The organism is Rheinheimera mesophila, assembly GCF_000986865.1.
Taxonomy (GTDB): Bacteria; Pseudomonadota; Gammaproteobacteria; order Enterobacterales; family Alteromonadaceae; genus Pararheinheimera; species Pararheinheimera mesophila.
On the sequence record NZ_LAVS01000096.1, the window covers coordinates 1 to 11942 of the forward strand.

Sequence of the window (11942 nt, forward strand, 5' to 3'; positions counted from 1 at the left end):
GACTGATTTGATAAAAATATCGGTTGGCAAACAGAATTTCGCGCTCTTCCAAGGTAGTGACCACTAAACCAGCAGGGAAATCGTCCAGAGCAAATTCAGTCTTCATACTGCGCTTTTACCTTATTGTAAGGACTGCATAAAGTGCTGAATATGCTCTGCAACCTGCTTTGGATGCGTCATATGTAAACAATGGCCTTTCGCTTGCACCACCTGTAACTGACTGTGGGGCAGGTGTTTTTGCATGTATTGGCCAATAAACATAGAAGCCAGAGCGTCGGTTTGGCTTTGCAGCAACAATACAGGATGAGTATTCAGGGGCAATAAAGCACGGTAATCGGAGAAAAAAGTCGCCTTGGCAAAGTTTTTGGCGGTAATAGGATTGGTGCTGCAGAAGCTTTCGCTCAGCTCAGTGCTGACAAGGTCTTTGTCTGTCGTGCCTGCCACCAAAGGTGCCAGATACTGCGCCCAGCCAATATAGTTTTTATCCATCAGATCAATTAGCTCTGTTAAGTCGCTCTGATTAAAACCACCCAGATAATCAGGTGGATGATTTAAAAAACAAGGCGACGGGCAGACCATCACCAGGCTATGTATACGCTCTGGAATTTGCCGGGCGGCAATTAAGCTAATCATACTGCTGACTGAATGGCCAACCAGCACCACATTGCTTAAATCCAGCCTGTTACAAATATCGACTAAGTCCTGAGCATAGCCTTCCAGATCAGAGTATTTTTGTCTGGAATACGCTGCCAGATTAGAGCCACCCGACCCAACATAATCAAACAGCACTAGCTTGTACTGGCTACTCAGCTCTGGAGTTAAAAAACGCCACATCAACTGGTTACAACCAAAACCATGCGCCATCAGCATCACCTGCTGGCCAGTGCCTATGATTTTGACATTGTTTCTCTGCAGGACGTTGTCATTGGCAGGCATAAAAAACTCCATTCCGTGCATGCTTACATCGAATCAAGCTAATTCGGGACAATAGTAGGACAAATACGCTCCCTGTATAAGCCAGACAAGGTACTCCTTTAATGCAATAAAAAAAAGACAGCCTGCAGTTGTTTGTCTTGTCAGTCACTAGTTTCGGCTGATCAAGTGGTGCCTGGGCAATGCATTTTGATGCCTTAGCGCTTGGCTTCTTCAAGCTATTGTTACTGCTGCCTTGGTATTGGTGCGCGGCTTCAGCCTTACCAAAAACCGTTAAATATCCTGCATAGTACTTCTATGATGAGAAGCTGGAATAAAAATAACTGGTCTTCTGCATTTTGCCCCTCAAGCCAGCAAAGCGCCGATTCAGTTCACCCGCACTTTCTGTTAAACTCCACCGCGCCTTTTTTCAGCCACAGAAGAAGTGAAGATGACTCTTGCAACTCAGGTCCTGGCGGTCAATGACGACTTGCCTATTCGTACAGATTTACCCGTTCATTCAGGCAAAGTTCGTAGTGTGTACTGGCTGACTGCCGCTGACAGCGCGCGCTTAATCCGCGAAAAAAACTACCCTGTAGCACCAGATACGCCGCTGGCTATTATGGTGATCAGCGACCGTATCAGCGCTTTTGACTGCATCTGGCATGGCGAAAATGGTTTAAATGGTGTGCCGGGTAAAGGCGCGGCCTTAAATGCTATTTCTAATCACTGGTTTGCTTTGTTTAAACAACATGGCCTGGCCGACAGTCATATTCTGGACATTCCGCACCCGCTGGTGTGGATAGTGCAAAAAGCCCGTCCGCTGAAAATTGAAGCCATAGCCCGTCAGTACATTACCGGTTCTATGTGGCGTGCTTATAGCAAAGGCGAACGTGAATTCTGTGGTATTACCCTGCCGGAAGGCCTGCAAAAAGATCAAAAACTGCCAGAGATTTTAATTACTCCGTCCACCAAGGGCATTCTGACTGGCTTAGCCGGTGTGCCGGAAGCGGACGATGTCAACATTTCCCGCGCCGATATTGAGCGCCATAGCGCGGCTTTTGGTTTTGAACAAATATCCGATATCAGCCTGTATGAAACTTTGTTAAAACAAGGTTTTGGCGTAATCAGCGACGCTTTGGCTACACTGGATCAGATGTTTGTCGATACCAAGTTTGAGTTTGGTTATGTCAATGACGCAGAAGGCCGCAGCAAACTGATTTATATGGACGAAGTGGGCACACCAGACAGCTCACGGATTTGGGATGGCGCCAGTTGGCGTAATGGCCAGATTGTTGAGCAATCCAAAGAAGGCTTCCGTCAGTGGCTTTTGAGCAACTTCCCGGATCCGGATATTTTACTGAACAAAGACCGGATGCCAGAGCGCGCTGCACTGGCCCGCGACAACGCTTTGCCCACTGAAGTGATGATGGATATTTCCCGCACTTACCTTGGCATAGCGGAAAAAGTCACAGGCCGTAAAATTGAACTCGCCGCCAACCCGAAAGCCGAAATTATTGAGGTGTTAGGCCGCGATTATGGTTTGATTGTCGGTTAATACAAGCCAAAGCACAGAACAATAGCAATGCCAGTTTTCGAACTGGCATTTTTGTATTTAATACCAAGGAGATACTGATGATCCGCAGTGCAACCCCGGCAGATGCAGCGGCTATTGCAACTATTTATAACCACTATGTGCTCAATACCAGTGTCACTTTTGAAGAGCAGGCGGTTGCTCCTTCACAGATGGCCGAGCGTATTATGCAGGTACAAAACGATGGCTTACCCTGGTTGGTGCTGGAACAAAACGGCGAACTGCTGGGGTATGCTTATGCGACCAAATGGCGGGTACGCTCGGCTTATCGGTTTTCAGTGGAAAGCACTGTGTATGTTAAAGATGGAATAACAGCCAAAGGTTTGGGTAGCCGGTTGTATCAACAGTTACTGACTGAGCTGAAAGCTTTAGGTTTGCATCTGGTGATAGGCGGAATTACTTTACCGAATGACAAAAGCGTAGCGCTGCATGAAAAATTTGGCTTTGAAAAATGTGGCCACTTTCAACAAGTCGGCTTTAAGTTTGAGCAGTGGCGCGATGTCGGCTACTGGCAAAAGTTGCTGTAGTAGCCGACCAAAGTTCGTCAGATGAGGCGGCAGAACACACTAGTTATAGGTAACTTATGTACCTTGCCCCCCAAGTTTTAGGATTTTCTGAAATTTGCCAGCCGGTATAAAGCGGGTAGCACCAGCAAGGTTAATAAGGTGGAGCTGATAATACCGCCAATCACTACTGTGGCTAAAGGCCGCTGAATTTCAGCGCCTGTGCCGGTATTAAAGGCCATAGGCACAAAACCTAAACTGGCAACTAAAGCGGTCATTAATACTGGCCTTAACCGCGACAATGCACCTTGCTCCAATGCCGCCAACCACTCCATGCCCTGCTCACGCAACTGGCGGATAAAACTGACCAGCACTATACCGTTAAGCACAGCAATACCAGACAAGGCAATAAAGCCAACAGCGGCTGAGATAGACAACGGCATATCCCGTAGCAACAGCGCAAAAACACCGCCAGTCAGCGCAAGCGGTATACCGCTAAAGACCACCACAGTGTCCCGCACTGAGTTCAGCGCACCATACAAAAGCCCGATGATCAGCAGCAGAGTTAACGGCAGCACTATGCTTAAACGCTGTGTTGCTGACTGTAACTGCTTAAACGTACCGCCGTAATCCAGCCAGTAGCCTTCAGGCAAGGCTAAGGCATTCATACGTTGCTGCACTTCGGCGATAAAACTGCCGAGGTCGCGGTCGGTTACATTGGCCGTTACCACTACATTACGTTTACCACTTTCCCTGTTGATTTGGTTCGGGCCGGTAATTTCCTTAATAGTGGCAATTTCGCCCAGCGGCACATACCGCAGTTCAAGTGACTCATCCAAAGGCAAAGTGACAGGAATACGCGCCAAAGCCGCCGGGTCTTGCCGCAACTCTTCCGGTAAACGCAACATCAGCTTAAAGCGTTTATCGCCTTCGTACATCAGCCCCACCTGACGACCACCGATAGCGGTTTGGATTAACTGCTGCATTTGCGCTACGTCCATACCCACCAAAGCTAAATGGTCCCGCTGCGGCTCTATCGACAATAAAGGTAAGCCTGTGGCTTGTTCCATCCGGGCATCCTCAGCGCCCGGCACAGCAGCAAGCACAGCGGCCACTTGCTTGCCCACCTCGGCGAGCGTATCCAGATCATCACCATACACCCGCACGGCAACGTCGGTACGCACCCCGGCGATCAGCTCGTTAAAACGCATTTCGATCGGCTGGGTAAACTCGTATTTATTCCCCGGAATTTGCTCGACTAACTGACGCAGTTCCTCATCAAACTCAGCGCGGGTTTTAGCCGGATTGGGCCAATCCTGCTGGTTTTTCAGAATGATAAAGGTGTCGGCCACATTAGGCGGCATAGGATCGGTGGCCACTTCTGGCGTGCCAATTTTTGAGAACACCCGTGCCACTTCCGGCAAAGTCGCTATCTCAGCCTCCAATTGCAGTTGCATATGCACCGACTGGCTCAGACTGGTACCGGGGATCCGCAAGGCATGCATAGCAATATCACCTTCGTCCAGTTGAGGCAAAAACTCCGAACCCATTTTACTGGCCGACCATAAAGCGCTGAACAGCAGCAGTATCGCCAGGCCAGACACCAACAGCGGCGTTTTGATCGACCAGGCCAACAGAGGCTGATAGCTGCGGCGTAACGCCGACATCAGAGCATTTTCTTTTTCCGACACTTTACCACTGACAAACAAAGCAATAGCAGCCGGAATAAAGGTAATGGCCAAAATCAAAGCGCCTAACAAAGCCGCTATTACGGTAAAGGCCATCGGCTGGAACATTTTGCCTTCAACCCCACTTAGGGCAAAAATCGGCAGATACACCAGCATAATAATAAAGACGCCAAACATAGCCGGGGTCATCACTTCTCTGGTTGCCCGCAATACCACGGCAGAACGTTCTTTTAACGTTAGTAAGCGGCCTTGCTGATGCTGGGCTAAACCGAGCTGACGTAAGCAGTTTTCAACCACGATCACAGAGCCATCAACAATAAGGCCAAAGTCGATGGCGCCCAAACTCATCAGGTTGCCACTCATTTTATTCGCCGCCATGCCACTGATGGCAAACAGCATACTCAGTGGGATCACTAAAGCCGTTAACAGCGCGGCACGCACGTTGCCAAGAAACAAAAACAGGATCACCACCACCAACACCGCGCCTTCGAGCAGGTTGGTTTCCACTGTTTTGATGGTTTTATCCACCAAGGTTGTGCGGTTGTAATTAGCTTCGGCGACTACGCCAGATGGTAAACGTAAGTTAATTTCATCAAGGCGGGCAGCTACCTGTTGCGATACAGTGCGGCTGTTTTGCCCAACCAGCATCATCACTGTGCCCAGCACCACTTCGTTACCATCCTGAGTGGCAGCGCCGGTTCGAAGCTGTTTGCCGATAGCAACATCGGCCACATCTTTGACCCGAACCGGGCCATCGTCACGTTTGGCCACCACCAACTGAGCTATATCCTCAAGTGATTGCAGTTGACCCGGCGATCGGATCAGCCACTGCTCGCCATTACGTTCAATATAACCTGCTCCCACATTGCTGTTGTTTTGTGCCAGCGCTTGGGCCAAATCATCCAGTGTCAGTTTAAACGCCAGTAACTTGACTAAATCAGGCGAGACCTGATACTCGCGAACATAACCGCCTATGGTGTTAATTTCTGTTACACCCGGCACTTTCAGCAGTTGTGGCCGGATCACCCAGTCTTGAATAGTGCGCAAATCCTCTGGGCTGTAAGCAGAACCATCAGCTTTTTTCGCATCAGGCAACACCTTCACTGTGTAGGAAAAAATCTCGCCAAGGCCAGAGACTATAGGCCCCATTTCTGGATCTATATCGGCTGGCAGTTCGTTTCTGACGTTTTGCAGCCGTTCCGCCACTTGTTGTCTGGCCCAGTAAATATCCGTGCCTTCGGTAAAAACCACTGTGACTTGTGACAAACCATACCGGGATAAGGAACGGGTGTACTCCAATCTGGGCAAGCCCGCCATCGCTGTTTCAATGGCGTAGGTAATACGCTGCTCGGTTTCCTGCGGCGAAAAGCCTTCGGCTGCCGTATTGATTTGTACCTGTATATTGGTGATATCAGGCACAGCATCCACCGGCAACTTCATGGCCTGCCAAAGCCCGGCTGCTGCCAGTAACAAGGTCAGCAGCATCACCAGCACTGGCCTTGCCAGCGCTGTTTTTAATAAGCTGTTTATCATGACAAGTCCTTAGTGATCATGGCTGGCGCCAGACTTCATCACGTCGGCTTTGAGGATAAAACTGTGAGTAGTGGCGTATTCAACCCCCAGCGGTACACCGGATAGTACTTCGACCTGAGTGTCATCACTTCGGCCAATTTCAGGCATGCGGATCTCAAATACATCTCCAACCTTGATAAAAATCACCGTCTTCTCATTCCATAACTGCAGCGCTGATTTTTTGATCACCAAAGGCACATCCACTGTCGCTACTGTGACATCGGCTTTCACATGCATACCAGGCCGCCAATGACCGTCCGGATTCGCTAACACGCCACGGGCGCGCGCTATATGGCCGCCGGTCATTTGTGGTGCTATATAACTGATTTGGCTTGTGGTCGCTTGGTGACCATGTAAATCCTGCACTAAAAATTGTTGTCCTAACTTGAGCTGTTCTGTATCCGAAGGAAAAGCCGACATTTCGACATACACCGATGAAAAATCGCTGATTTCGAGAAGAGGCTGCTCTGAAACTTTGCTCCCCACACTGACGTAGCTTGCTGTAACCTCACCGGACAACGGCGCAAAAATAGCGTAGTTTTTTAAGCTGTTAGGATTTTGAACACTGGCCAGCCTTTGGCCTTTGACTACCTTATCGCCGACTTTAACCGCAATATCCTGCACAATTCCGGCATAAGCAGCCCCCACCTGAACCTGTTGCTCTGGCACAGGCGCAACTACCCCAAACAAATGCAACTGAGTGTGGATTTGGCCTGGCCGGGTTTGCTCCAGCTCTATGCCGGCTTTTTCCACTGAGCGTGCCGATAAAGTAGTGCGGCCTTCAAAGGCGTCATACTGCCATTGGTAGTTTTTGCCCTTATAACTCACGTCGATTTGCACGGCAAAGGAATGAGGTTCCCGCACCACAGTATCACCCAGCCAGTAATCCAGTTCAGGACTGAATTGGATAAGCTCTGCCGCTTCGCCTAAACGCTGTAACCTGACCTGCAATGTTGCTGCTGTGGTTTTGACAGGCTCGCCGTTTTGATACAAATACAGCCGGAATTCTGGCTCTACTTCGGTTTCATAAATAGTGACTTCTACAGCAAAGTCATCTTGAGTCAATAAACGCCCACCATGTGGCCCTTTGGCTGGTTCTGCTTCCGTGTGCTGATGTTCGTCTTCGTGATGTTCGCCGCTGGCAAATACAGCCGGGCTGATCAGCAGTGTGAGGCTTAGGTAGAGCATGAAGAAAAATACTGACCTATTCATTGAGTAAGCTCCTTTTGTGCGCCGAGAGAAGAAGCACTGCGCTTTTGAAGTAAAGCCTGTGGCGCATTCACCACCATAGGTAAGCCGGTGAGGCGTTCCAGCTCTAATAGCTGTAAATGCAGCGCGTAGTGCAGGTCAATCAGGTGGCGTTTGGCCAGCAGGATCTCCTGCTGCGCTGCGAGTAAATCTGTCATATCAAACAGGCCTTGCTGGTAACCGGCCCTGATCTGCTCCAGTACTTGTTGTGACAGTGGCAGCACGGCTTTTTGCTGATCCTTGATTTGTTCACTCAACTGAGTCAGTTGCAGATAGCTGCGCTCTGTTTGCAACTGCAGTTGCTGCATTGTCTGTTGTTGCTGGAGCTGGGTTTGTTCTGTTGCGGCTTGAGTGGCGAGCAAAGTCCCCTGCTGCGGGTTTTCCAGTTGCAGCGGCAGGCTGACTTGCAGCACCACAGCGTTATCGTCAGTTTGCTGATTGCGGCGAATACCGGCAGCAAGAGTTAAATCCGCCTGACCTAAAGCTTTGGCCAGTTGTAACTGACTCTCCAACACCCGCTGCTGCGTTAGCCACCACTGCAACTCTGGGGCTTGTTGCAGTTGCGTCAACACATCCGCAAGCGCAGGCAAAGCGGGCAGCAGAGTTAAATCGCCGGAGACTGTATCAAAGTCGGGCTGGTCGGCCCAATGACTGGCCAACAGGCGCAAGTTTAGCTGTTTGGTTGCAGACAAACCTTTATGTTCCATCCGGCTTTGCAGCACTTTAAGCTCCAGGCGGCTGAGATCTGCATCTTTGACAATGCCCGCTTGTGCACGCTGTTTGGCCAGATCCAGAGCCTGTTGCTCCATGGCTATTTTTTGCTCCGCCCAGTTCAGCAGCGCCTGTTGATGCAATAGCTGCAAAAAGCTTCGCATAGTTGCCGCCAGCGCATCGACTTTATCCAACTGATATTGTCGCTCTGTCAGCTCACTTTGCCACTGAGTCAGTTCAAGCCGCTGCTGGCGTTTATCGCCAAGTTCAATCAACTGACTCAGGCTTAAAGTCAGCTCGGCACTTTTCAATCCCCTACTGTCGCCTGTGCCCAGCACATCCGCCAGTTCCACTTGCAGTTCAGGATTAGGCCGCATTCCGGCGCTGATCGCCGCTGCGTCGTTGACCCGCTGTTGATAGGGATACAATTGCAAGCCAGGGTTGTGCTCTAAGGTCCGTTGTAAGGCTTGTGCCAGGCTAAGTTCGGTCGCCTTGGCAGGCATAGCCCATAACAAGCATAAAGCCAGCAGCTTAATTGCCGCATGGCTGGTTCTGATCGTCATAACTGAATCCAGTAAATTATTGAAATAAAATTGAAAATCTAAGTTTTAAATCAATAATGACCGGTTAGGTGGGGGCACGGCAGGGCTGTAGCTGGTGGTAATTAACGCATATTGAGCTAAAGCTGAAGCTTTATGTACAACAGGGTCTGCGCTGACCGAATAGGCTTCGGCTATGTAACAGGCCACATGAGCATGGCTGGGGTGATGGTCGTCCGTCTGCTCCGGACCAACCTCTTGTGAAGACCCCTTGGTGTTTGCATGCTGATGCAACGGAAAGTCGGCATGAGTACTATTGTCGAGCACAACAAAAGGGTGATCCTCGTCCGGCAAATGCATCACCACACTGTCACAAGCAGAAACAGCGTGATTGAGCATAATCAGCAGTAATAACAACAGCCGGAGTGCAGGTTTTGGCATAAAGTCCCCGATAAAAACTGGCTTTATCTTAGCCTATCGTCCTCGTCCAGCTCAAGCGATGAAATTGCAGCTCAGATCAGATTAGTTACACTTAACGAATCTGATCTGAGTCCATTGTCAGTGTTACCTGTGCAACTGTCCTGCCCGCTCTGGCTGGTAGACCAGTTGCAGCACCTGGATCGGCTGAATATCGCCCGATGGCATAGGCCAGTAAATTTCATCGCCCTCACAGAGGCCAAGTAAAGCTGAACCTACAGGCGCCAGTACGGAAACCTTGTCACCGCTTGTATCCAGATCTTTTGGATAAACCAGAGTCAGGCAAGATTCGTCCCCTGTTTTGGCCAGACGGACCCGCACTGTCGAGTTCATCGTGACCACATTGGGCGGTATCAGGTCGGGCTCTACAATCTCGCCCCGCTCCAGCTCCTGCTCCAATGATAAACGAGCTGGATCTGTCGCGGGTAAAGTGGTTAACAAGTGCTCTAACCTGTCCAAATCCAGACTGGACAGCACAAGTGGAGGTAATGCATGGTCAGAGCATGCCTGCTGGGGCAACGGGTGTTTCATGGAGTTCTCCTGTATAGAAGGAAAAAAAGCCGGTGGTTGTTTCACCGACATCAGATCAGATAACAAAAAACGTAACGGACGGCGTAACAGCTTTACTTCGGCCACTTCACCGACATTTTTACCCAATAAAGCTGCACCCAAAGGCGATAACACGGAAATAAAGCCCTGCTCCGGTTTGGCCTGCTGTGGATAGACCAAGGTCAGCCAGACTTCGGTGTGATCGGATAAATCTAATAAACGTGCTGAACAGCCGGGCAACATGCCGGTTTCACTTAAGGCTCTGCGTTTGCCTTTGGCAGCGGATTCCAGTTGCAGCAACAGCCGTTGCAATTGCCAGGGCGGCAGCGGTTGAATAGCCGAACTGGCCATTAAAAATAAAGCCGAAATATCGGTTTTACCCGATGGGTGTTTTTTGAATAAGGTCATTCCAGACTCCGGAATTGATACCCAAGTTACTTGAAGATGCAGGGAGGCGACAAGCCAGTGACACCCCGGGAGCATAGTCACGCTATGTAACAGGGGCGAAATGGCGCAGTCAACAAAGCTGCAACGTCAAGGACTACGGGTATAAGCGGTTAAAAATAAACAAATAACAGCTATGCCGACTCCATCAGGATGGAGCCGGCTCAGAAATGGAAGACGGTAAAAAAAGCGGCGTGGTAAGACGGCGACTTTATTGCAGTTTTAAACAACATCACCTCCGTCTTAGTGCAATGAAAGGGCAATTCAATGCTGGCTACCTTATCGTATTTGGCGGCAAAATTCAAAGCCAACTCAGCTTTGCATGGTGCCGCACAGTATTAAGGCAAAGCAGCAAACTCGATCTGCGGTGCATTGCTGTTTGCAGGCAGTTGCCATTCTGTGCCTGCTGCTGTGGTTTCGCTGAAAAAACCACAGTTTTGCAGCAGAAATCCCCGCTCTGTCAGGCCACCTTTGTAATCCAGCCGGTTGCCTCTGTCGCCTGTGTTATCAACACTAAAGCTGGCTTTGCGGTTTTGTGTCCAGTTGCCCTCTGCATCGGCAAACCATTGGCTGGGGAAATACACTTTACGGCTTGTATCGCCGGTTTCAGGAATAAAGTTTTCCAGAAAAGAATGCGGCCGCTCTATGTTGCGTTGTGTGTCAGGTCGGCTGAAACTGGCGATCAGTTGCCACTGGCCCAATTCAGGTGGATAAAACCAGGCGCTGTAGTGGGTATGATTGTCGGCTTGAGGTTCAGCTTTGAGTAAAAAACCATAACGGGTATCGGTTTGCCAGTTATAGCGCAGGAAACTCTGACCTCCAGAGCCTTCATTACCAAACTCCCCTGTTTGCACATCAGCACCTTTACGCAACAATTTCACCTGATACTGCTCCGGTATACTGGTTGGATCGTCGGTTTGATAAGGACTCCAGACCGAAAACAACACCCGCCGCTCTGTAGCGGAATTGACCTGAATACCAAAATAACCATCGGCAAAACCATTGGCCATAAAATAACTGCCCAAAGTATCGCTGCCGGACGGAATTTCCATTTCGCTGTAAAACCAGCGCACTGCCGTGTTTTGTGGTAACTGATAGCTTAAATGCACTGAAGGACCACGCCGCCCCCAATAGACTTCATCTTTGATATAACTGGCATTGGCCGCAGCAGAGCCACCAAAATTCAGTTGTGTCAGTTCAGCAAAAGTCTGGCTACTGCTGCTTAAACCGCGGAGCAGAATTTTCTGATAACCACTTTGAGTTACCTGAAAAGAGCCTACAGCATGTTGCTGACTGGCCGTTGAGCTTATCGTCACAGTCCGGCGCTGCTCGCCTAAACTGACCTCCAGCTTCGACTCGCCCTGACTGACCTTGCCTGTTAACGCCAGCTCCAGCTGTCCGGTTTGAGGTAAATGCAGATAAACCGCCAGCACATCATCACTGTGTTGCCAGTTTTGAATGCCCTGTTCTGTCACTATAGTTGCGGTGGCACTGGCATCGCCCTCCACCCAGCTATTAGCGGCCAGACTCAACTGGTATGGCAAAGGTTGTTGTTGCACTGGTGGCGGAGTTATCACCTCCTGTGCTGTGGAACCGCCACCGCAGGCGGTTAAACACATCAGGCCACAAAGGGCCATGGCATATCGAATCATAGGGTTACCCTAATAAAGGTCCGGCTTTGAGAGCCGGACTCATATTTTTTAAA

9 protein-coding genes are annotated in these 11942 nt (G+C 49.8%); 2 read left to right on the forward strand and 7 right to left on the reverse strand.

Annotated features, from left to right (window positions below):
- Positions 1 to 120: 120 nt before the first annotated feature.
- Positions 121 to 936, reverse strand: coding sequence for an alpha/beta fold hydrolase (locus tag SD53_RS16615; protein WP_046519100.1), 816 nt, complete (start codon positions 934 to 936; stop codon positions 121 to 123).
- Positions 937 to 1363: 427 nt separating this feature from the next.
- Here SD53_RS16615 and SD53_RS16620 point away from each other — a divergent pair, with 427 nt between their 5' ends.
- Together SD53_RS16620 and SD53_RS16625 are read left to right on the forward strand one after the other, a co-directional pair.
- Positions 1364 to 2470: a phosphoribosylaminoimidazolesuccinocarboxamide synthase gene (locus SD53_RS16620; RefSeq protein ID WP_046521320.1), complete on the forward strand. Its 1107-nt coding sequence runs from the start codon at positions 1364 to 1366 to the stop codon at positions 2468 to 2470.
- A 77-nt stretch (positions 2471 to 2547) separates the two neighbouring features.
- Positions 2548 to 3033 (forward strand): arsinothricin resistance N-acetyltransferase ArsN1 family B, encoded by a 486-nt coding sequence (locus SD53_RS16625; protein ID WP_046521321.1) that lies wholly within the window; start codon positions 2548 to 2550, stop codon positions 3031 to 3033.
- A 77-nt stretch (positions 3034 to 3110) separates the two neighbouring features.
- Here SD53_RS16625 and SD53_RS16630 read toward each other — a convergent pair whose 3' ends face one another.
- The 6 genes from SD53_RS16630 to SD53_RS16655 form a co-directional block, all read right to left on the reverse strand.
- Entirely contained in the window at positions 3111 to 6230 is a 3120-nt protein-coding gene (locus tag SD53_RS16630) for an efflux RND transporter permease subunit (RefSeq protein ID WP_046521322.1), read from the reverse strand.
- A 9-nt stretch (positions 6231 to 6239) separates the two neighbouring features.
- Positions 6240 to 7481 carry an efflux RND transporter periplasmic adaptor subunit gene (locus tag SD53_RS16635; protein WP_046521323.1) on the reverse strand — a complete coding sequence of 414 codons (1242 nt, stop codon included), beginning with the start codon at positions 7479 to 7481 and terminating at the stop codon, positions 6240 to 6242.
- Positions 7478 to 8791, reverse strand: a complete 1314-nt coding sequence (locus tag SD53_RS16640) for a TolC family protein (RefSeq protein ID WP_052749439.1) — start codon at positions 8789 to 8791, stop codon at positions 7478 to 7480. Before SD53_RS16640 ends, SD53_RS16635 begins: the two co-directional genes overlap by 4 nt.
- Before the next feature lie 45 nt (positions 8792 to 8836).
- A complete protein-coding gene (locus tag SD53_RS16645; RefSeq protein ID WP_052749440.1) occupies positions 8837 to 9208 on the reverse strand; it encodes a hypothetical protein in 372 nt (123 codons plus the stop codon).
- 123 nt (positions 9209 to 9331) lie between these two features.
- Complete coding sequence (gene rnk / locus SD53_RS19030; RefSeq protein ID WP_162198676.1) at positions 9332 to 10201, reverse strand: nucleoside diphosphate kinase regulator; 870 nt, start codon at positions 10199 to 10201, stop codon at positions 9332 to 9334.
- Between the two features lie 374 nt (positions 10202 to 10575).
- Entirely contained in the window at positions 10576 to 11889 is a 1314-nt protein-coding gene (locus SD53_RS16655; protein WP_068226385.1) for a DUF3472 domain-containing protein, read from the reverse strand.
- Positions 11890 to 11942: the final 53 nt, after the last annotated feature.